The organism is Ferrimonas sp., assembly GCF_048263965.1.
In the GTDB taxonomy this organism is placed as follows: domain Bacteria; phylum Pseudomonadota; class Gammaproteobacteria; order Enterobacterales; family Shewanellaceae; genus Ferrimonas.
Genome location: NZ_JBLXDO010000009.1, coordinates 87,411 through 107,680 on the forward strand (window position 1 = coordinate 87,411; position 20,270 = coordinate 107,680).

Here is a 20,270-nt window from a genome sequence, read left to right on the forward strand (position 1 = left end):
CGGCACTAAACCTGCTGCCACACCTGCATTTTTCGGTAGATGGTCGAAGGGCTTACCTCCAGCAGATTGGCAGCCTGGGTGATGTTGCCATTACAGCGCTCGATCGCCTCCTCAATGGCCTGCCTCTCGATGTCCGCCAACGACTGCGGCTCCGGGATCTCCACCGCGGTCTCTGCGGCTTGAGCCCCCTCACCCTGCTGAGCCGGGCGGGCCCATTGGAACTGTGCTGCCCCCTCGGAGCCCTCTTCGCAGGCAAGTTGGTTAAGAGGTGGCGGCAGGTCTTCGCTGGCCACCTTGCCACCGGGGTGCATCACCGCCAGCTGACGCATCAGGTTCTGCAACTGCCGAACATTGCCAGGCCAGCCAAATTTACTCATGATCCATTCCGCCTGTCGACTGAAACCGACGAAGCGCTTGCCCTCCTCGGCCCCATAGCTCTGCAGGAAGCGCTTCGCCAGAAGCAGAATGTCGTCTCCCCGCTGCCTCAGTGGCGGCAGATGAATGGGAAGAACATGGAGACGGTAGTAAAGATCCTCACGAAATCTGCCCTCCTCCACCTCCTTCCAGGGGTCGCGGTTGCTGGCACAGACGATGCGGACATCCACCTTGATTCGTTCGTCACTGCCAACAGGCTGAATGGTCGAGGTTTGCAGAAATCGAAGCAATTTTGCCTGTAGATCCTGCTCCATCTCGCAGATCTCATCCAGAAACAGGGTGCCACCGTTGGCAGCCATGACGGCGCCCTGGCGCTCCTTCTGGGCACCGGTAAAAGCCCCCTTTACATGGCCAAACAGCTCGCTCTCGACCAGCTCCTTTGGAATGGCTGCACAGTTCAGGGGAATGAAGGGGGCGTCCTTTCTCGCCGACTCCTGATGCAATGCCTCGGCACACAACTCTTTGCCGGTGCCGCTTTCACCCAGTACAAACACCGTGGCCCGACTGCGGGCACTGCGCTCTATCATCTGATACACCGCCTGCATCGAAGTGCTGGCCCCCACAAACTGGTGGAAGCTGGCCCTGGCCTGGCGGTTTTCAAGCTGGTCAACCAGTCGGTTGAGGGCATAGTAGTTCAGCGCATTGTGCACTGTGACCTGCAGTCGCCGCGCTTCCACCGGCTTGGTGACAAAGTCATAGGCGCCAAGCCGCATCGCCTCTACGGCGGTTTCCACGGAGCTGTTGGCAGTAATCACGATCACCGGTACCGTACAGCCGCTGTTGTGCAGCATCCTCAGGAGATCAATGCCATCTTGGTCGGGAAGGTGGAGATCGAGGAGAACCAGCGAGGGCAGCTGTCTGATCAGGCTCTCTTTGGCCTGGGCAAAGGTGGTGGCATGCTCCACCCGCACGCTGCTCTCTTTCAGATAGGCTTGGTACACCCGAGCCAGAGACTCGGTGTCTTCAATCAGCAGTACGCGGTGCTGTAAGTCCGCCATGGCAAAGCTCCCTCGATGCCTCTACAGATAAAATTGTAGGTGACTCAAAGGCGCTTTTACTAGGAAGTAACTAAAAATTTTGATTAATTTTCCTGCTCCACAAACAACAACGCCTTAACTCCAACGCCCATTGAGAAAGCGGTTTTCATTCAACCAGTTCTGCAAACGGCCAAACCAGGCTTTGTGTGACAGCCGAGGGAGTCGCCGCGACAACGTACAGGCCAGTTCCCGCCCCAAGGTAGGCAGCGCACTGCGATTGAGTACGACCCCCATCAGAGCGACCCCCTGGTGGCTCAGGCGCACCTTCAGCTTCTTCAGTTTCTCCTCCTCATCGCGGCCTCCATCCACCACCAGCAGCACCCACTGACAGCCTGAAATCGCCAGGATACCTCTCTCCTCCAGGGCCGAACCAGCATGGACCACCACGGTACGGAACTCCTGCTGCCACCTCAGCAGAGCCTGGACCAGGCTGTTAAGTTGAAGAGGTTTGTTTTGCTGGGGAGCGCCAAGGTAAGCCAATCCAGATTGGCTGCCAATGGCAGTGTGCGCACTGATGTCGTCCAGGCTCCAGCTAGACCCGGATTGTTCTGCCAAACCGACCATCAGGGTTTCTCCGCCCAGCGATTGGAGCCGGGATGCCAGAGCCTGACTAACCCAGGCGGCACTGCCCCCGCCGAGATCGGCAATGGCAAGGCTGGATACCGCCCTGCTTTCCACCATGGTGGTCAAAGAAGAGAAAGGGTCACGCTTCAACGTCATATGGCACCTCCCAGGGCAATCAACGCGACTATGCTCAATGCATCCCGCACTCCATTGATGAACACGTGCCAGTTGGACTGCTCCTCGTTGGGCACATACACAGTATCCCCGGGACGCAACACCGGAATCTGCGCATAGTTGGGCCTCATGACAAACTCCTTGAGATCAAACACCCTGGCCTGGGGATCACAGCAGCTGTGCTGGACCACGATGATCTTCTCAATGTAGGCGTTCTCCTTGGGACCTCCCGCTTCCGCCAGCAGATCCAACAGATTCATGGTGTCATCAAAGCTGTAACGCCCCGGCTTGTTGACTGCCCCCATCAGACGAACCACCTGTTCGGCCGGCTTCTCCAGCCATTGCCTGTCCCGCTGGGGCAGAAAGATGGTGTCTCCCGGCAGCACCTTGGGCAAAACGCTCTCATCGCCGGTTTCAAAGTAGCGGGCCAGGTTGAGCTGGGTGACTCTGGCCTGACTGCCGTCTCTGTGAGTGATGCGTATCTGCCCCAGGTCCGCCTCATCGGTTGGGCCGTCCGCCGCGGCGAGGATATCCAGGAAACTCAGTTGGCTGGTAAAGGCGTAACGACCGGGAGACGCCACCTGACCGAACACATAGATGGAACTGTCCGGGCCCTGGCGAATCCAGGAGGATTTATTGTCCGTGGGATCCCAGGGCAACTCGTTGACTATGATGGTGTCCCCGGCTTCCAGGTCCGGCAGAGCCGAATAGCTGCCCCCCTGCTTAATGAACTTGTCCAGATCGAACAGACGCTTCTCGCCACTCTCCTTCAGGATCTCGATCTCCGCCAGATTGGCATGTTGCTTGGGGCCTTCGGCATGGGCGAACAGGTCCAGGAAGGACATGGCGTCGTCCCACTCATACCGGCCCGGCTTATTCATGGCACCGACGATCTTAATCGCCCGATCGGACGGGATCTTCAGCCAGGACTTCTCATTGACGTCGGTCTTCTCCGGAACAAAGATGACATCGCCAGGCTCGATGTTCGGTAGCGGTGCCGATTGCCGGCTTTCGGTGTAAGAGAGCAGATCCACTTCGACCACACTCTGATTCTGACGCAGCAGACGGATATTGCGGGTCTCGGCGAAGCGGGTCGGCCCCCCCGCATTGGCCAGCAGGTCCAGGAAAGTCACCTGATCCCCGGTTTCATAGGCCCCGGGTTGCTGAACCTCGCCCATCACATAGACGGTTCGCTGGGTGTTGGACACCACGTCCACCTGAATGGGCACATACACCAGGGTCCCCGGGCCTACCGGGGGCAGCGTCTGAGCCTCCCCTTCATCCAGGTAACTTTTCAGATCGAACAGGTAGGGCACATTGTCGGTGATCACCCGGATGTGACTGACGTCGCCATAGCGGGTCACCCCTTCGGCCCGCATCAGGGCATCCACCAGATTCATCTCGCCCTTGATGGAGAAGGTGCCGGGGTTCCGAACTTCGCCAAAAAGGGTAATGGCTTCTCGTTTGCCGGCACCATCGCCACCAGCAATCAATGACCGGGCATCAAAATTCACTTCCACATTACCGGTCAGGGGCGAAGCGGGCACAAACAGCCTGTCCTCACTCTTGAGCGGCGGCAACAGGCTGTCAGCGCCGCTGTCCAGATAAGCTTTATAGTCGAAGGGGATGGTCTGCTCACCTCGCTGAACCTGCAAGCGATCCAGCTGCGCACCGGGGCGCAGGCCACCGGCTGCCTCTATGGCCATCTGAACATTGCCGTCCGCAGGCAACAACACCTCCCCCGGTGCATCCACATAGCCCAACACCCGAATCAGCAACTGGGGCGCCTCCAGCTCAAGGTCAAACTGGTCCAGGTTCAGATACACACTGGAGAGTGCCAGTTTCACCGTGGCCTTGGCCTGCTCCAGGGTCTTGCCCCTCAGGGCCACTCTGCCCGCCTCCGGTAGGCGAATCTTTCCCTGATTGTCCAACTGAAAAGGCTGGTCAAAGTCAGGCTCACCAGGCAGCAGCACCATCAGGCTGTCACCCGGCTTAAGGCGGCGCTCCTCCTGGGCCTGAAGAGGACAAATCACCAGCAGCATCACAAGCAGGCAGAGGTATCTCATCACTTTCTCCTCGACGCATCGTCCCAGTGACGCAGGGCTACCTGGGCAGCATCAGCCTCACCGGTGGACAGCTCCAGGGTGACTCGGCGATTGGCCAATCGGCCGGTACGGGTACTGTTGTCTCCGACCGGCTGAGACTCCCCTTTGGTTTCCAGGGTAATCTGATGTCGGGGCACACCCTGTTCCTCAAGGAATTGGGACACGGATAGGGCCCGTTGTTCCGCCAGGTTATGGTTGTACGCCTCACTGCCGCGATGGTCAGCGTGTCCGGTCACCTTAAGGTGCCAGTGGGGGTTGGCCTTCATCTCCAGGGCCAAGTGGGCCAGCCTTTGACGAAACTGGGGCAATAACTCGGTTCGGTCATCAGCAAACTGCTCCGAATACAGCAGGCCATTTGCCTTTCCCTGGCCATCCAAGCCCGCGTTAGAGGCCACCACCATTGATGATCGATGGGCATGGCAACCGAGCTTAGCGGTGACATGGTTGAGTCGAACCCCCAGACGGTGAACCTGATCTTCAAGGATCAACATGTTTTCCGTCGCATCGGCAAACAATCCTTCCGCCAATTCCCCCCTGACCCGGGCCAGCAACAGTTCCGCCTGCATCTGACGGGCAGGCAGGCAGGCCATGGAACCACGAAGGCGCAGTAGATCCAGCCCCATCTGAGCCTCCACCGTGCGCTGCCTCAACTGCTGCTGCTCCTGAAGAAACGCCGGCGTGTAGAGGTAACTCTCCCAGGGTGTTTTCTCATCCGCCATGCCGCCCTGCCCCTCTTCAGGCCATTGCGCACACCCACTGAGCAAGACAACCAGCATCAGCGTCCTCATGCGGCCACCTCACCGCCCACGAAAGGGATGGCCCGATCCACTCGAAGCATGGTGAGAATGCGCTTGGGCTGTCCGTGCACACCATGCAGCTGAAGCACTCGTTGTTGGCTTTTGAGGCGTTTGAACAGGTAGATGATGGCGCCGATGCCGGACGAGTCGATAAATTCGGTCAGGGACAGATCAACCACCACCAGCTGGCTGCTGTCCATCAGCAGGTCTTCGAAACTCTCCTTGATGGGGCCGATATGGTCGATATCGAACTGTTGGGGTGCAGCCACCTTAGTGGGTGCCAGTGTCTGATCCAGTTGAATAGCCATGATCACTCTCCCAATAAACATAAGGGCCGGAACAATTCCGACCCTTAGTGTTCAGCAAAGAGAGTGCCAACCATAATATTCCAAATTATTCAGTGCGTTAACATGGGCCACCTTGAGTCAAATGCGTTTTGCAACGGCGGTTTTGCAAAATGATGGGGGCTAAAAGCCCCCTTTTCACAGTCAGATAGCCTCGCGACCTGGATCCGTCAACGACAGTCCAGGAGACGCTGCCTCAATGCCCTTTGGCGCCCAGTACCACCATCACGGTTTTCCTCAGCACCTGCCACTCCATGGCAAAGTAGGTTGCCGGAGTCGACAGAGCCGCGCCGTAGGCATGGTCATAGAGCAGCTTCTGTTTGACGTCCTCCAGGCTGGTGTCACCCGCCTGGTGCACCTGGGCCAATCCGGTAATCCCGGGCTGAAGTTCAAAGGTGCGCTCCAGGTAGAAAGGCAGTTGTGCGTCCAGTTCGCCACAGATCTGAGGACGCTCCGGGCGCGGGCCCACCAGAGAGAGTTCGCCACTGAGCACCTGAAACAGCTGAGGCAGCTCATCCAGACGCGTAGCACGGATAAAACGGCCCACCCTGGTGACCCGGCTGTCACCCCTGGTTGCCCAACGAGCTCCCCTGCTTTCGGCCCCGTGAACCATGGAGCGAAACTTGGTTACGTAACACAGCTCCGTCCTGTCTTCATATCTGGCCCCAATTCTAAGTTGCCGATAGAACACCGGCCCCGGGGAATCCAGCTTGATCATCAGCGCCACCAGAGGAAACAGGGGCAAGGACAGCAACAGCAACACTCCCCCCACCAGCAGGTCGACGCCTCGCTTAACGACCCGAACCATCAAAGGCTGGAATCCCCCCTCTATGCTGCTCCAACCCACACGGGTGCCGGTCAGTCGGCACCAGCCCCCCAAAAACGCACCGCAGACGGCGGTCATCATGATGCCAAGCTGGCTTTTGGGCTTAAGCATGGCCAACAGCGCCGCGGCTGACACCATCGACAGCAGGGGCCAGAACAGAGGCTCGGTATCAGGGTGCAGGGTGGGCAACAGCAGGGTCAGCAGGCCCCAGAGAGGGATCAGCAGGGGAACGAAGGCACGAAGCCCCTTGCCCAACAGGCCGGCCATGCGCGCACCAACAGGCAGTATGGGCAGGGTTTTCATCAGTGAAGCCAACTGCTGCAGGTTGCCAGCGGCGATACGCATCCTCTGGCCGAAAAGGCGCTCTGACGATCGGGGCGCCACATCCACCGCCCGCATTCTCTGGTCATAGCCGGTGCGATATCCCTGCCTCAATACCCCCATCACCAGTTCAAAATCATCGTTGATGCAATCCGGAGCCAGTTCGGTGATGCACTCGCTTCGCAGCAGAAGCAGCGCCCCAGGCCCGCCCATCACCGCGCCAAAGGCCGCTTCCCCTGCCCGGCAGCGATTGAGCCCTGACCAATGGCGGGCGAGTCGGCTGTCGGTTCCATGGGTGTAACGACCGGCCAGGGCCCCCAGGTGGGGGTCGCTAAATCGCTGCTCGGCCAGCTGCAGAGTGTCACGACCCAGCAGCGCACTGCAGTCACTTAACAACACCAGCTCGCCGGGACGCCCCTTCAGCCTGGCCAACGCCTGATTCAGCCGATGAACCTTACCGCGATTGTCGGCAAACTCCCTGCTGTGCAGGCGCATGCCTTTTTCAGCAAAGCGTTCTTGGAACTGATGAACCACAGCCCCACTGTTGTCCCGGCAGCCGTCGAGCAACACTTCCACCTCAACCTGGCACAGGGGGTGGGTGAGCCTGAGCAGATTGTTCAGCTTAAATCCCAGCTCCCGGGCTTCGTTATAACAGGGGATTACCAGGGTAATGCGCTCCACCCTGACACGCCGCAACGGGGAAAATGTTCGATTTTTGCGCGCGGCCAACCACCCCATCCACCTGGGATAGAGCAACAGATTCATCACCAACAATGAAGTAACCACTATCCAGAGCGACAGTATCATCATGCCTTCTCCTCCAGCAGGGAGAGATACTGCTGAGCCATGGTGGTGTCGCTACCCTGGTTCAACACAAACCGTCTCAACACGCCCCGACTCTGGCGGCTCAATGCCATCAACCGGCGCACCGGCCGGATCCAGCTTTCCACTTGGTGGCCACTTACAATATGACCCATATTGGTACACACCATATTGCGACAGTTGCCGACATCTGTCGCGATAACCGGGACCTCACAGGCCTGGGCCTCCAGCAAGGACATGGGTGCCCCTTCGCTGTGACTGGCCAGGCAGAACAGGTCCAGGGCCGGATACCACTGCTCCATCCTCTCAATCTGCCCGAGGAAATGACATCGCTTCATCACACCCATGCTCTCTGCCATCGCCTCCAGATTTTGCTTCTCACTGCCCTGCCCGGCGATCACCAGATGCACATCCTCGGGGAGTTGGGCCAGCAGGGCGATAAGACGGTCAACCCCCTTTACCGGCTCCAGGCGGCAGGCCGTTCCCATCAGCAAGGCCCGACCCGGAAGGCCAAACAGGCGTCGCGCCGCCTGCTGATCCGAGGGCAGGAAACGAGATGCTGCGACCCCATTGGGAATCACCTTTTCGATTCTGCACCCCTGCTGCTGATAGAGTCGGGCAACGGTCTCAGCATCGGCCACCATCGCCGGACGAAACAGGGCTTCAGCAAAACGGGTCAACTGCTTTTGCCGCCCGAGTGTCAGACTCCAGCCATCGTGATGGGTATGAACATGGTCGATACCCAGGCCCATGGCCGCCGCTCCGCCATAGATGAGGGGACCTATGTGATGACTGTGCAGATGAGTCACCTTGTGCTCTTTCAGGTAGCGACGCAGTGACGTCACCAGTTTTCTGTCAACGCCTGCCTCTTTGTCGAACGCACTGAAATGCTTAAGCTGCGACAGCCGAGGCCACTGACGGGTCAGTGCTTCAGCCTGCCCTTCCAGGGAGAGGTAGTGGATCTCGAAGTGCTCCTCGAGACGCTCTCCTAAAGTCAGTGCCATGGTCTCCAGGCCACCCACGGCCATCTTTTGCACCAATTGAACCAAAACAGGTCTTTTCATCTCTCTCCCTCCACAAGGTACTCCGCCAGCACGGGTGCCCCGCTCAGGGCCTCGATCTGCTCGCGTCGATAGATTCGTCTGTCCAGCAGCAGTCCGAGAACCGCCAATGCCACCCCAACGCCGGCCCCCCCAAACAGGCCCAACACCCCCATCAGCCACCAGGGCGCGCCAATGGCGCCTGAAGGGAAATTGGGCCTGTCGATGACCCTGACCTTCTCCGGAGCTTCAAATCGGCCCAGTTGGCCGGTCACGCGCGCCTTCTCGTAGCGTTCCAGCAATTCGCTGTAGAGGGCGCGCTTTCCTTCGGCCAGGCGCTCCAGCTCCGCCAACTGCTGCTCCACTTCGGCACTGCGGCCCATCCTGGCGAGGATGGACGCCTTGTGGTCTTCCAGCACCTTCAGTTCCCCTTCCAGGGTCACCACCAGATTGCTGGACTCCTGCAGCGACTGAAGCTGAGACACCAGCAGAGGTGCCTGACTGTCTCCCTCCCCCGGTTTGAAGGTGGTGGCCAGTTGCCACAACTCTTCCAGGTGCCTGTCCTCTTCCGAGGCGGTTTCCTGAAGCAGTCGCTGCTTCTCCTGCTGCAGTTGAGCCAACCGGGCCTTCACCCCTTTCACCTTGGAATGGCGATCGGTGTAACGACTCTTAAGCAGTGCCAGCTGGGCCCGGGTCGACACGATCTGTTTCTCAATCTCGCTGACGATGGGATTGGCCATCTTTAACTGGCTCTTCAGTTGCACCAGCTGGGCCCGGGCTCCCTCAAGCTCAACCAGTTTGCTTCGAATCTGCGCCTCGGCCTCCAGCAGGGCCATATTGTTTGCCCCAAGCAGATTGGGCAGAAGGTTGGCGTGCTCCTGCTTGAACATTGCCAGCTTCCCCTCCACCTCAGCCAGGCTTCGCTCTTGAAGGGACAGCTGCTCGGAAAGGAAGCGTTCGGAGTTGTCTACCGCACGCTGTCCCGGATCCATCAGCCTCTGCTGGAAGCTGTCACTGATCAGGGACAACAGATGCTTTGCCTGCTCCGGGGTGTCCCAAAGCAGCCTGATGGTGACCAGGGAGTCACCGCTGAGTTGCAGATGGGTGGCTGACGCCAGCCTGCGGTAGACCAGCTCCTTCTGACTGTCTGCCATGGCGTCTGAGGTCAAGCCGGCTTCACCGGCCACCTCGGCCATCACATAACGGCTGTGCAACAGCGCTCTCAGGCCATCGAGGCGCTCCTTGAGTCGCACCGAGACAGAAAGGTCCTTCAGAAAGGGGTTGGACAGGGCGGATTCCTGCAGAAGCAGCGAGGTTTGACTCTGATACTTCGCCTTACCTGAAAACCCATGCACAGCCAACACCAGGCTGGTCACCAAAGCCGGGACCACCACCAGGTAACGTTTTTGCCACAACTGATAGAGCAAGCGGTAAGCGAAGACCAGTGCCTGTTCAATAGGCATAGGAGGCTCCAAGCCGGACCTGATCCGGTTTCGCAGAAGGCAGATAGCTGCCCTCTACCCTGCCCTGGAAACCCATGGATCGCAGCGCATCCTCCAGCTCAGCCAACCTCTGCTCAGCCACAAACGCGGAGTACCAGGCCGGGGCATCCGGCAAAGGGCCAAGTTCCACCGTCATCTTTTGAGCCCGAAACAGTTCTGAGGGAAGTTGTCCCTGCAACCAGAGGAGCACACGACCGTCCTCTGGCCAGGTCAGCATCGCCTTGGGCGCAGACGGTGCCTGTAACTGGCCTCCTTCCGGGGCGGTGGATGCACAGCCTCCAAGGAGCAATAGCAGCACTAGGGGTATCCATTTCATCGGTTTCTCCCACCGGGCGAGATACCGATGAAGTGCACACCCCGTGCCACTATTGTTTATTCTTTACTTTCAATGACATAAATAGCCAGCCTGTCATGCGCTTGCAAACTGCAACAGTCGCAAAAGCTGATTGCCACGATCTTTCCACCCCTGCCCAACAACCGACCTGCGCTGATCCAGGCGCGAGGCCGGATGATTAAGCCGCTTCAGCACCTGTTCCATAAACGCCTCCCGGCCAGAGGTCACATCCACACCAGCCTGCTCGATGGCGGCGTCAAACCGGGTGGAGACCACGCTGCATCCTGCAGCCAGGTACTCTCTCATCTTCAAGGGATTGCAGGCTGTGATCTGGGGGCAGTCCCTGAAAGGCAGCAGGGCAACATCGAAGTGCTGTGCGTAGGCTGCGAGCTGATCGTGACACCTGGGCCCCAGCCAATGAACGTTCGTTTTCTCTAGCAAGGCCTCAGGACACGCCAGATTAGGACCGATGAGCACCAGGTTGCACTCTGGCATCCGATCCGCCAGATCTGCCAGCAGTGGGTAATCCAGCCAGGGGGCCAGGGCCCCATAGAACCCCAATACCGGCCCGTCAGGCAGGTCCAAAGGGCGCGGCCGGGGGTGGGAAAAATGGGTCAGGTCCACCCCATGGGGCAGCACATGGCAGGTCTTACAGCCCAGTTTCTGCTGCAGAGCCTCGGAGGCACAGCACACCAGATGGGCTTTATTCAGCAGTCGTCGCTCCAGCGGCGCGACTTTTTCATGATCGACGCCGGACAACGCATCAAAGTCATCCCCGCAGTAGTAGATCACCTGACTGCCCGGAAACAGGTCCAGGTACTCAACGGCACTGGGCAGGGCACACCAGACGTAGTCAAACGGACCCAGTTCCGACAGCTGAGCCTTAAGCAGAGAGCGGTTGAGGGTTTGTAACCAGGGGTGCGTAGCCAGAGGCCACAACTTGGGCGCTACCACAGTAAATGGCGCCCTCTCCCCCTTCTGGCGACCTGTAGCCACCCCTTTTTTCAGCAAGCGCCCCAGGTCACTCATTCCCGGCTGGCGCAGCCCAATGGAGTTGACCCAGGTGATCTCCACCTGGTCACGGATGGCCAGAGCCAGATGTTGGCTGCTGGAGGGGTGGCGCCCCCAGTCCTCGCCAAATATCAGCATCTTTAGTTTCATGATGCCTCCTGCAGCTGACGAATGACCCGTGCAGGATTGCCCCCGGCCAACACCCCCTCCGGTAGGTCTCGAGTCACGACGGCGCCAGCTGCCACCACGGTGCCACGGCCAATGGTCACGCCAGCCATCACCATGACCCCTGTACCCAGCCAGACATCCCGCTCCAGCACTATGGCCCTCGCCTGCTCCGGACGCTCCGCCTCCCCGGCCGCCCGGGCTTCCGCCTCCAGAGGATGCCCCGGATAGCCTGCCAGTAAGACCCTGGGCGCCAACCTAACGTTGTCCCCAAGAACCACGTGGGTACCGCAGGCGATGGTGTTCTGCCAGCCGATGTCCACGTTATCTCCCACTCTCAGGGTCGAACCGGGACGGCCACACAGGGTGGAAACACCGCTGACCCGACATCCCCTTCCCAGCTCAACCGTGACAGGGCCCAGTATCTGCGGTTGACCCGAGTAGAGAAACACCCCCTCTCCGCCCCTGATTTTGGCTCTGAACAGTGGGGTCCACAGCATGATACGCCCCATTTCGCTACATATGGTGCCCGCCATGGCCAGCAGCCAGCCAAGGGGGCGGTAGACCAGGGTCAGGGGTGGCATCTGAATGCCCCGGAGTCTGTGATACCAGGGGCGCAGTTTTTGTTTAAGCGCAGGGGTAAGAAACATGGTTTCCTCCTTGGAAAGGTTCAGGAACGCTCAGGTAGATTCGACAGCCGGCCCACACCAGGGCCGCCATGACATACAGCGGCCAGGTAAAGGCCTGGGTGAGAAAGGTGGCACTGACGGCAAAACCGATAAGCCCTGAGTAGAGCGCCGAAGCCCAGCTGAGGGCATCCGCGTCCTCCCCTTCTGCCAGCGCCCGGCGAAGACGCCGGGCGCGTTGTATCAGCCCCAACACAAAGCCGACAAACAGCAGTAGCCCCAGGATCCCGGCCTCTGCCAGCACCTGAAACCAGCTGCTGTGCACCGCGTGGTTACGGCCGTCCCAATGGGGAGAGTGAAAAAAATAGTTGGAGTAGAAGTTATCCAGACCCACACCAAACAGCGGGTGCGACAACCCCATGGAGATGGCCGCCTGCCAGGCATAGAGTCTCCCCATGGCAGACTCATCAATGCCGCTCTCTGCCGCCCCCCCGCTCTGGCGCTCACTGATGCCAGCCAGGCTCATCAACACCACCAGCGCCAAAGGAGCCAGTAACCAGACCCACCTGGGCAGGCGATAACGAAGCAGCATGCTGCAGCCGGTGATGGCGCAAAGCCCCAGCAGGCCACCACGGCTCTGGGTAGCCAACAGCGCAAACACCAGAGCCGTCAGGGTAAGGATTGCCGGCCACCGACCCGGTAAGGGTGCCAGCGCACGGTTAAGGGCAAAGCTCATGGGCAGCAGCAAAACCAGGGCCAGATCATTGGGATCCCCCAGCATGGAGCCCCAACTGCGGCCAATGGTGACCCGGGTGCCCTCGACCACCTCCAACCCGTGAGCGCTGTTGTACAGCGCCATTGAGGCCACCAGGGCGCCCGAGGCGATGATCAGCCATCCGGCCATAGCCAGCTGTCTGCGATCCTTCAGCAGCCAGGAGATCGCCAGGCACATCACTACCACCTTGACCCAGTTTCCGCTCCAGTAGCCGAAGGCCAGACCAAAGTTGGTCGCCAACAGCATACCGGCGGTGGTCACCGCAAACAGTCCGAGCAGAAACCAGGCCTCCGAGTACAGCTGCATTTTGGCGGACTTAACCACCACCAACTGCCAGATCAGCACCCCAAGGGAGGCCATCGCCAACAGTTGAGGCAGCCGAAGTGACACCAGCCTGGGGTCCAGCTCATGAAGGCGGAAGGTAGACAGCAATACAAAGGCCAGGCAGAAGATCACCGGGACGCGGGCCATCACCAGCATCCCGAAGGCCGCAGCCCAGCCCAGTGCCAGAATCAGCGGTTCCGCCACGGCCAGCAGAGACAGGGGAACGGCGCAGGCCAGGGCGAGAAGGGCACGGTTCATTTTACCCCTCCCATAAAGGCGAGTACCCCCTGGCCTCTGGGTCGCCGGATAAGAATCAACAGGCAAAGGGACACTGCCAGCCCCAACCACAAGGGGGACACCATCAGCCCGGCCATAAGGGGCAACAGAGTCACCAACAACCAGGGGTAGGCGTAAGGCAGGTTCAAGAGGTACTGGCTAATGAGCAGGGTCATCAAAAACTTGGCGACCATCAGTCCCGCAAGCAGCCAAACCAACCCCTGGGCGCCCCAGGGCTGAATCACAAAGGGGATCAGCGCCAGCGCTGGCACCACCAGCACCAGATTCAGACACAGTGGTAGATTACCCGTACTTCGGTGGTACAACCCCAGGTTCATCATCGCGGATAACTGACGGAACAGCGTCGCAGCCAACAACCAGGGCAGGAACTCGATGGCCCAGTGAAATTGAGGTTCAAACAGGAGCCTAACCAGGGAGGGCAAAACCAGGGCGGCCAGGGCTATCATCAACATCAGCGCCACACAGGCCAGATCCACCCGGCGGGCAATCTCATCGAACCCCTTCTGACTGGCCAGCACGTGCCGCTTGGGACCCCACCAGAGCATAAAGGGCTCCATGGCATAGGCAGGCAACAGGCTCAGCTGACCAATGAGCGCATAGGCCCCCAGCTCTTCGAGGGAGAGCACTTGCGCCAACCAGGGGCGTTCGTACCCGTTGAGGACGAAGGTGGCCGCCAGTGACAACGCCAGGGGCAGGCTGTAGGCCAGAATGGGGCCTACCCGGCGTAGGGGTCGCAACACCAGGCGGCACCAGAAGCTGCCCGCCTCCACTCCCAGGGCGAGGATGGTCGCCAGAGCACCGGCGGCCATCATGCCACCTGGCCCCAAATCAGCGCCAAGGGCGAACAGAGTCAGAGTCAGGTGACAGCCTGAATGTAAGGCGACCAGGGCCAGATAGCGGCCTGATCGATTGGCCACCCTCAACAGGACCAGACGCAAGCCCATCAGGGCACCCAGGGACAGGTTCACCAGCAGCCACTGCACCCAGCTCCAATGCAGGTTGCCGGGCATTAAAGTGGTCAGGGCCCAGGCCAGCAACGGGGAAAACAACAGTAGGATCATGGCCCAGCGCGCTCCCACAACGGCGCCCTGATGGCAGTTGGCACGGCGATAGGCATAGCGCTGCATGTACTCGGGCAGGCCCAGAGCCGCCACTATGCTCCCAAGATTGGCCAGGGCCACCAGCAGCGCCAGCTGGCCATACCCCTGGGCCCCAAGAAAGTGGGCGGTGATGGGAATCAGCACCAGCCCCACAGCCTTCTGGCTGATGCCGGCAATGGCGTAATGGCCAACGGCGCGCCCCAGCATCACAGCGCCTCAACCAGGGAGGAGAGCCGGCGTGCCTGCAGTCTCAGTTCATAGTGACGCCTGACCCGCTCACGCCCCTTCAGCCCCAGTTTCAGGCGCCGACCTTCCGACAGGTTCATAAGACTTCGAATCGCCCGTTTCAGTGCCTGAGGATCATCGGGACGCACCCGAAACCCGGTGCGGGATGAAACCAACTCCTTAAGCCCCATCAGACTGGATGCGATTACTGGCAGCCCCATGGCCATCGCCTCCTTACAGATGAGCGGACCGGTATCCCTGTCGCCATCTTTAGCGACCCGGTAAGGCGCCACCATCGCCAGATAGTGACCGCCTTCACTGGCCAGCCAGCTCTGTGGGCGCGCCCCCAGGAATCGCACCCCGGTCAGCCCCATGGCCCTGGCCAGAGCCTGCCACTGCGCCTTGAGGGGGCCCTCCCCGACCACATCCAGCTCCAGATCCGGATCGCCAATCAGTGCCATGGCCATCAACAGGGTATCCAGGCCCTTCTTCTCCACCAGCCGTCCCACGAACAGCAAGCGCTTGCGCTGCTTGCCAAGCTGAAGGCAGCCGAACTTCCGGGTATCGATACCGCAAGGCACCAGGGCAGTGATGCCGTTACAGTGCGGAGAGAACATCTCACGCATCTCCCGGCACACGGCTATGGAGAGATCACTGTGGCGAAGCTTCAGTTCCAGGTCCGCAGGAGCCCGATAGACATCGGCGCCATGACCCACAAAGGAGACGGTCACACCCAAAAGCCGGGCTGCAACTATGGCGGCAGCGGCACTGTGCTGGGCGAAATGAGCATGGATATGATCACAACCTTTTGCCTGAGCAGCGATACGCGCCCCCAACAGCAACAAACTCCGCATGCTGAAACCCTGTTGTTTGGCGAGAAACTGCCACAGTTTTGGCTTGAGAGGTGCCTTGACCAGCACCGACATCAAAGAAAGCGAGTCGGTGCTCCAGGGGGTGACCAGGTGGCGCATCCAGTGGCGATGCAAATCATTGTCCACCTGGGGGCAGGTTTCCAGAGCGATGGGCAGGATCCTGTGCCCCAGCTCAGCCATGGCGGTCATCTCATTGACCACGAAGGTTTCCGATAACACGGGAAAGCTGGGAATGACGTAGGCGATGCTTTTCATGGTCCGCTCCAGGCGGTGTGTGGACAGTAGCCAAACACAAACAAGAAGCGGGCCAATATTTATCATATTGATTTAACGATGTTTTACTAAGATACCTCCGGGTTCATTGCATTCTGCAAAAAGCCCTTCCGAATCCGGCCAAGAAAGCGAACTAGACAACGGAGGTCAGTTTTTATCTCCATAATTCAGGTGGTTAATCTCTGTGGCATCCATCCTGCAAAGTCAGTGGCACCACCATCCACAGGAGTTGCAAATGGAACCCAGTATCTGTGTCGTAATACCCAGTCATAACTGTCTGAATTTTTTACCCCATGCCCTGGCTTCGGTTTGGAAACAATCGTTACCAGCCAGAGAGGTATGGGTGGTAGACGATGGCTCAGATGATGGCACCACTGAGTGGCTTCAGCGGCAAAAGATGATCCACCCCAGATTGCACAGCATTCGCCTGGAGGGGGTGGGCTGCTCCGCCGCCCGGAACGCGGCCATCGCCCTGACCCAGTGCGACTGGGTGGCCTTCCTGGATGCCGATGACACCTGGCGCCCGGACAAGCTGAGGCATCAGTGGCAAGCGTTGGCAAATCGGCCGAAGGCCTCGATGTGCTTCACCAACTACATGCACATCAGACCCGATGGCGAGGCCATCATCGACTGCTTCAGCTTCTGGCCCGACTTTCGACTCTACACGCCGGTCCTGCCCAACTACGTCACCCCGCAACAGTTGCTGGCAGAAAACGTGGTGGGCACCTCCACGGTAATGGCAAGGCGTCAAGCCATCGAAGCGGTGGGAGGGTTTGACACCCGGTTGGCGTCAGCATCGGATTGGGAACTCTGGCTGAAGATCGCCAAGGCATACCCCACCATCGCCCTGCCCGATTGTCACTGTGACTACCTGATGCGGCCGGGATCCATGTCCATGGCCAGACTCAAACGACTTAACGCCATGGCGGAGATCCTGAAGCGACACCAGACCGATTTTGGCAAACACCCCGCAGCCATCCACAGCGCCGTAGCAAGGATCAACCTGGGCTACGCAGAGTGGTATCAGGAGCAGCGGAAGTTTGGTCGGGCGCTGATCTATCAGCTCAAGGCGCTTTGGAACCGGTACGACAAGAGGGGGGTAAAACGAGCAGGCCGACTGATGATCCAGATGGTCAGCAGTCGGCCCTGATAGAAGGTCTAACCTGGGGTTAGAGCACTGCGGCGATGGCGTCCACCAGATATTGGATGTTTGCCTCGGTCATGCCGGCCACGTTGATGCGGCCTGAACGGACGATGTAGATGGCATACTCCTCCTTCAGCGCCGCCACCTGATCTGGGTTCAGACCGGAGAAGCTGAACATGCCGTTCTGCTGCTCGATGAAGCTGAAATCGCCTGCCACGCCCGCCTGCTTCAGGCGAGCCACAAAGTCAGTGCGCATCTCCTTGATGCGCTGACGCATCTGAGCCAGCTCCTCCAGCCACAGCCCCTTGAGCTCTTCATCCGCCAGGATGGTGGCCACCACCATGGCACCGTGTGCTGGCGGGTTGGAATAGTTGGCTCGAATCACCTTCTTGACCTGAGAAAAGGCGCGGTTGGCCTCATCGCTGTCGCAGGCCACCAGGGTAAAGGCGCCGGTACGCTCATTGTAGAGGCCGAAGTTCTTGGAGAAGCTGCTGGCCACCAGCAGTTCGGGCAGGCGGTCGGCAAACAGGCGCAGACCGGTCGCATCCTCTTCCACGTCAGTGGCAAAACCCTGATAGGCGAAATCGAACAGCGGCAGCCAGCCGCGCGCCTTGGCCACGTCCGCCAGCTCAGCCCACTGAGCCTCTGTGGGGTCGATGCCACTGGGGTTGTGACAACAACCGTGCAGGATCACCAGATCGCCAGCATCGATCCCTTGCAGATCCGCCTTCATGCCATCGAAGTCCAGGCTCTTGGACTCGGCGTCATAATAGCGGTAATGAGCGACTTCGAAGCCAACCGCTTCAAAGATCTGTGCGTGGTTGGCCCAGCTGGGGTTGCTGATCCACACCTTGCGCGCTTCCAGGTTGTTCTTGGCAAAATCCGCCGCCACCCTCAGGGCTCCGGTGCCTCCTGGAGCCTGTGCGGTGCGCGCCCGTTGACCGCTGATGATGGCGCTCTGGGCACCAAACAGCAGGGCCTGAACCGCAGCGGCATACTCAGGCAGACCATCGATGGAGAGGTAACTCTTGGTTTTCTGCTGCTCAAGCAGCCTGGCTTCCGCTTTCTTAACGCATTTCAGGACGGGAGTCTGACCTTCAGCGTCCTTGTACACACCGACGCCAAGATTCACCTTATTGGGTCTGGGATCGGTTTTAAAGGCCTCGTTCAGGCCAAGAATGGGGTCGGCAGGGGCTTGGGGGATGTTCTCAAACATTATGCAGCTTCTTCGAGGGTGAGTGGTGGCCTAAGTTATATCACCTTACCTGCATTTTTGGCACCATCGTCACCGCCGAAGGGCCAAAAAAACAACCCATCAAACGGATTTGATGGGTTATCTATAACTTTTTGAAATCCTGACCATCTCTGGTCGGAGGAGATCAGGCTCTGTGGAGCGTCACTGACTATTTATGCAGCTGCATCTGGCTGCTGCAGAAGAGTCAGAGAATCCGCTTGAGCAGCAGGTCCGCTCTGACCCGGCGCAACCGCTTCAACAGCTTCTTCACCGGGTCCGGGTAATGGTCCAGGCTCTCGAGGGCATCATAGCTGTTCAGGCGTTTGGTGTGGGTCAGGATCGCCTCCCGCTCATGGGTAAAGGCGTCGGTAAGCTCTCCCTTGGGGTCCTGGATCAGCAGGCCGTTCTCCAGATCCAACGCCCAGGCTCTGGGGTTCAGGTTGTTGCCGGTGAGCAGATAGTAATCATCGTCAATCTGCATCCCCTTGAGGTGGTAGCTGTTGCCTTCGTCCAGCCACAGGCGAAGGTTGAGCAATCCGGCTTCAATCGCCCGGCGATGACGCTTGGCAAAACGCCGCAGATTCTGCTCATACAGATAGGGCAAAGCGCCCACAGGACTGAACGGCTGGCCTGGCGGAATGTAGAAGTCATTGGCGGTCTTGTCGCCGACGACCAGGTCCACCTTAACCCCACGCTTTATCAGCTTGGAGATGGCCGCCATCAGTGACCTGGGCAAATTGAAGTAGGGGGTGCAGATAAACACCCGCTCTCTGGCTTCGCTCAGCAATCGCTCAATGGTTTTGTTCAGCAGGTTTTCCGTCCGACCGAGGCCGGACAGGGGGTAAATCATCGCCCCGTCACTCTGCTGACCGTCAACCTGATAACGGGCACGGGCCAGGCGCAGGCGCAACTGGCGTACCGAGCTCTTGATCTGCTTGAGAGTAGGCAGTGGCGGCGAAAGCAGAGAGATCACCGCACTGCTGGCGATCAGGTTATCTCTGATGTAGTTCACCATGCTGTCGGCCAGAGGCTGGCTGTGGATCAGGTGATATCGGTCATAGCGGTACTTCTCCTGCTGATGCAGGTAGACGTTGTTGATGCTGGCGCCGCTGTAGTAGACGGTATCGTCGATGACGAAGCCCTTGAGGTGCAGCACGCCCATCCACTCACGGTTCTTCACTGGAACACCGTGAATCTCAATTTGGTGAGTATAACGAGCCGCCGTATCGCGATAGAACTGGTCATTGCCTACCTGGGGCCCTTTACCAATCAGGCCACGGCGAGAGCGGTGGAAGTCCACCAGCACGTGAACATCCAGTTCAGGATTCGCCTGTTTGGCCTCGTACAACGCATTCAGTACCTCCCTGCCCGCTTCGTCGTTCTGAAGATAGAGGGCAGCCAGATAGATGCGTGTCTTGGCCGTTCGTATCCCTTCCAGCAGTCGACTCTTAAAACTGGCGGTATCCAGCAGGATCTCGAGATTGTCAGCACTGATCGCCGTGCCGGGCAACTCGAGAAGCCAGGCGGGGGTCTGTGAGGGCGCCATCTTCATGGTAATGACGGTACTCCATAGCATGGGTCATAGGCGTATCCCTGATTGTCGTGCACCCGGTGGGTGACTGGGTGCCGATCGGGATAAACGCAGGTCCGATTTAGCCAAGTAGTAAAGCAAACCCTTGATTGACGGGCAAGAGGAGAGGTTTCAACAGAAGCCTAAATGTTGATTTACTGAACAGAAAAAACGGATTTTGAGCTATGCCAGGACCCACTTTGGGGTGGGACGTCACCCGGCATCCGATTCAGGCGTAGGTAATGGCCACCAATCCAAGGGCGAGAATTCCCCCCAAAATAGCTGCCGAGGTGATGAGAGCAAACTTCATCTCCTGACTCATGGTCTCTCTCCTTTTTGTTCATGAGTTCAGT

18 protein-coding genes are annotated in these 20,270 nt (G+C 59.1%); 1 reads left to right on the plus strand and 17 read right to left on the minus strand.

The annotated features are described in order from the left end of the window. Window positions 1-5: 5 nt before the first annotated feature. The 14 genes from ACN0RV_RS10195 to ACN0RV_RS10260 form a co-directional block, all read right to left on the minus strand. Window positions 6-1,433, minus strand: coding sequence for a sigma-54-dependent transcriptional regulator (locus ACN0RV_RS10195; protein ID WP_417347499.1), 1,428 nt, complete (start codon window positions 1,431-1,433; stop codon window positions 6-8). A 114-nt stretch (window positions 1,434-1,547) separates the two neighbouring features. Further along, window positions 1,548-2,192 carry a hypothetical protein gene (locus ACN0RV_RS10200; protein WP_417347500.1) on the minus strand — a complete coding sequence of 215 codons (645 nt, stop codon included), beginning with the start codon at window positions 2,190-2,192 and terminating at the stop codon, window positions 1,548-1,550. Next, entirely contained in the window at window positions 2,189-4,276 is a 2,088-nt protein-coding gene (locus ACN0RV_RS10205) for an SLBB domain-containing protein (protein WP_417347501.1), read from the minus strand. Before ACN0RV_RS10205 ends, ACN0RV_RS10200 begins: the two co-directional genes overlap by 4 nt. After that, window positions 4,276-5,091 carry an OmpA family protein gene (locus ACN0RV_RS10210; RefSeq protein ID WP_417347502.1) on the minus strand — a complete coding sequence of 272 codons (816 nt, stop codon included), beginning with the start codon at window positions 5,089-5,091 and terminating at the stop codon, window positions 4,276-4,278. Before ACN0RV_RS10210 ends, ACN0RV_RS10205 begins: the two co-directional genes overlap by 1 nt. Window positions 5,092-5,099: 8 nt before the next feature. Next, complete coding sequence (locus ACN0RV_RS10215) at window positions 5,100-5,420, minus strand: STAS domain-containing protein (RefSeq protein ID WP_417347503.1); 321 nt, start codon at window positions 5,418-5,420, stop codon at window positions 5,100-5,102. Between the two features lie 232 nt (window positions 5,421-5,652). Then, a complete protein-coding gene (locus ACN0RV_RS10220) occupies window positions 5,653-7,413 on the minus strand; it encodes a sugar transferase (RefSeq protein WP_417347504.1) in 1,761 nt (586 codons plus the stop codon). Then, the gene (locus ACN0RV_RS10225) at window positions 7,410-8,489 is read right to left on the minus strand and encodes a glycosyltransferase (RefSeq protein WP_417347505.1); all 1,080 of its coding nucleotides are present in this window, start codon (window positions 8,487-8,489) and stop codon (window positions 7,410-7,412) included. Before ACN0RV_RS10225 ends, ACN0RV_RS10220 begins: the two co-directional genes overlap by 4 nt. Beyond that, the gene (locus ACN0RV_RS10230; protein ID WP_417347506.1) at window positions 8,486-9,928 is read right to left on the minus strand and encodes a hypothetical protein; all 1,443 of its coding nucleotides are present in this window, start codon (window positions 9,926-9,928) and stop codon (window positions 8,486-8,488) included. The genes ACN0RV_RS10225 and ACN0RV_RS10230 overlap by 4 nt, the downstream gene beginning before the upstream one ends. Continuing rightward, entirely contained in the window at window positions 9,918-10,283 is a 366-nt protein-coding gene (locus ACN0RV_RS10235) for a hypothetical protein (RefSeq protein WP_417347507.1), read from the minus strand. The genes ACN0RV_RS10230 and ACN0RV_RS10235 overlap by 11 nt, the downstream gene beginning before the upstream one ends. A 93-nt stretch (window positions 10,284-10,376) precedes the next feature. Further along, window positions 10,377-11,462, minus strand: coding sequence for a glycosyltransferase (locus ACN0RV_RS10240; RefSeq protein ID WP_417347508.1), 1,086 nt, complete (start codon window positions 11,460-11,462; stop codon window positions 10,377-10,379). After that, entirely contained in the window at window positions 11,459-12,127 is a 669-nt protein-coding gene (locus tag ACN0RV_RS10245; protein WP_417347509.1) for an acyltransferase, read from the minus strand. Before ACN0RV_RS10245 ends, ACN0RV_RS10240 begins: the two co-directional genes overlap by 4 nt. Next, the gene (locus ACN0RV_RS10250; RefSeq protein WP_417347510.1) at window positions 12,105-13,460 is read right to left on the minus strand and encodes an O-antigen ligase family protein; all 1,356 of its coding nucleotides are present in this window, start codon (window positions 13,458-13,460) and stop codon (window positions 12,105-12,107) included. The genes ACN0RV_RS10245 and ACN0RV_RS10250 overlap by 23 nt, the downstream gene beginning before the upstream one ends. After that, the gene (locus ACN0RV_RS10255; protein WP_417347511.1) at window positions 13,457-14,806 is read right to left on the minus strand and encodes a lipopolysaccharide biosynthesis protein; all 1,350 of its coding nucleotides are present in this window, start codon (window positions 14,804-14,806) and stop codon (window positions 13,457-13,459) included. The genes ACN0RV_RS10250 and ACN0RV_RS10255 overlap by 4 nt, the downstream gene beginning before the upstream one ends. Continuing rightward, a complete protein-coding gene (locus ACN0RV_RS10260; RefSeq protein ID WP_417347512.1) occupies window positions 14,806-15,951 on the minus strand; it encodes a glycosyltransferase in 1,146 nt (381 codons plus the stop codon). The genes ACN0RV_RS10255 and ACN0RV_RS10260 overlap by 1 nt, the downstream gene beginning before the upstream one ends. Before the next feature lie 253 nt (window positions 15,952-16,204). Between ACN0RV_RS10260 and ACN0RV_RS10265 the strand changes: the two genes are divergently transcribed. After that, window positions 16,205-17,119, plus strand: coding sequence for a glycosyltransferase family 2 protein (locus tag ACN0RV_RS10265; RefSeq protein WP_417347513.1), 915 nt, complete (start codon window positions 16,205-16,207; stop codon window positions 17,117-17,119). 19 nt (window positions 17,120-17,138) lie between these two features. On the opposite strand, the gene ACN0RV_RS10270 is transcribed toward ACN0RV_RS10265, so the two are convergent. The 3 genes from ACN0RV_RS10270 to ACN0RV_RS10280 all read right to left on the minus strand — a co-directional run bounded on the left by ACN0RV_RS10270 (window position 17,139) and on the right by ACN0RV_RS10280 (window position 20,239). After that, window positions 17,139-18,332 (minus strand): amino acid aminotransferase, encoded by a 1,194-nt coding sequence (locus ACN0RV_RS10270; protein ID WP_417347553.1) that lies wholly within the window; start codon window positions 18,330-18,332, stop codon window positions 17,139-17,141. A gap of 220 nt (window positions 18,333-18,552) precedes the next feature. Beyond that, window positions 18,553-19,893: a CDP-diacylglycerol--serine O-phosphatidyltransferase gene (gene pssA / locus ACN0RV_RS10275; RefSeq protein ID WP_417347554.1), complete on the minus strand. Its 1,341-nt coding sequence runs from the start codon at window positions 19,891-19,893 to the stop codon at window positions 18,553-18,555. Between the two features lie 253 nt (window positions 19,894-20,146). Continuing rightward, complete coding sequence (locus ACN0RV_RS10280; RefSeq protein ID WP_417347514.1) at window positions 20,147-20,239, minus strand: YnhF family membrane protein; 93 nt, start codon at window positions 20,237-20,239, stop codon at window positions 20,147-20,149. Window positions 20,240-20,270 lie beyond the last annotated feature (31 nt).

Bases quoted from the DNA above. Each gene is read 5' to 3' on its own strand.
- ACN0RV_RS10280 (WP_417347514.1), bottom strand. From the start codon at position 20,239: ATGAGTCAGGAGATGAAGTTTGCTCTCATCACCTCGGCAGCTATTTTG.
- ACN0RV_RS10195 (WP_417347499.1), bottom strand. From the start codon at position 1,433: ATGGCGGACTTACAGCACCGCGTACTGCTGATTGAAGACACCGAGTCT.
- ACN0RV_RS10200 (WP_417347500.1), bottom strand. From the start codon at position 2,192: ATGACGTTGAAGCGTGACCCTTTCTCTTCTTTGACCACCATGGTGGAA.
- ACN0RV_RS10250 (WP_417347510.1), bottom strand. From the start codon at position 13,460: ATGAACCGTGCCCTTCTCGCCCTGGCCTGCGCCGTTCCCCTGTCTCTG.
- ACN0RV_RS10240 (WP_417347508.1), bottom strand. From the start codon at position 11,462: ATGAAACTAAAGATGCTGATATTTGGCGAGGACTGGGGGCGCCACCCC.
- ACN0RV_RS10235 (WP_417347507.1), bottom strand. From the start codon at position 10,283: ATGAAATGGATACCCCTAGTGCTGCTATTGCTCCTTGGAGGCTGTGCA.
- ACN0RV_RS10205 (WP_417347501.1), bottom strand. From the start codon at position 4,276: ATGAGATACCTCTGCCTGCTTGTGATGCTGCTGGTGATTTGTCCTCTT.
- ACN0RV_RS10230 (WP_417347506.1), bottom strand. From the start codon at position 9,928: ATGCCTATTGAACAGGCACTGGTCTTCGCTTACCGCTTGCTCTATCAG.
- pssA (WP_417347554.1), bottom strand. From the start codon at position 19,893: ATGGCGCCCTCACAGACCCCCGCCTGGCTTCTCGAGTTGCCCGGCACG.
- ACN0RV_RS10210 (WP_417347502.1), bottom strand. From the start codon at position 5,091: ATGCTGGTTGTCTTGCTCAGTGGGTGTGCGCAATGGCCTGAAGAGGGG.
- ACN0RV_RS10220 (WP_417347504.1), bottom strand. From the start codon at position 7,413: ATGATGATACTGTCGCTCTGGATAGTGGTTACTTCATTGTTGGTGATG.
- ACN0RV_RS10245 (WP_417347509.1), bottom strand. From the start codon at position 12,127: ATGTTTCTTACCCCTGCGCTTAAACAAAAACTGCGCCCCTGGTATCAC.
- ACN0RV_RS10260 (WP_417347512.1), bottom strand. From the start codon at position 15,951: ATGAAAAGCATCGCCTACGTCATTCCCAGCTTTCCCGTGTTATCGGAA.
- ACN0RV_RS10255 (WP_417347511.1), bottom strand. From the start codon at position 14,806: ATGCTGGGGCGCGCCGTTGGCCATTACGCCATTGCCGGCATCAGCCAG.
- ACN0RV_RS10225 (WP_417347505.1), bottom strand. From the start codon at position 8,489: ATGAAAAGACCTGTTTTGGTTCAATTGGTGCAAAAGATGGCCGTGGGT.
- ACN0RV_RS10215 (WP_417347503.1), bottom strand. From the start codon at position 5,420: ATGGCTATTCAACTGGATCAGACACTGGCACCCACTAAGGTGGCTGCA.
- ACN0RV_RS10265 (WP_417347513.1), top strand. From the start codon at position 16,205: ATGGAACCCAGTATCTGTGTCGTAATACCCAGTCATAACTGTCTGAAT.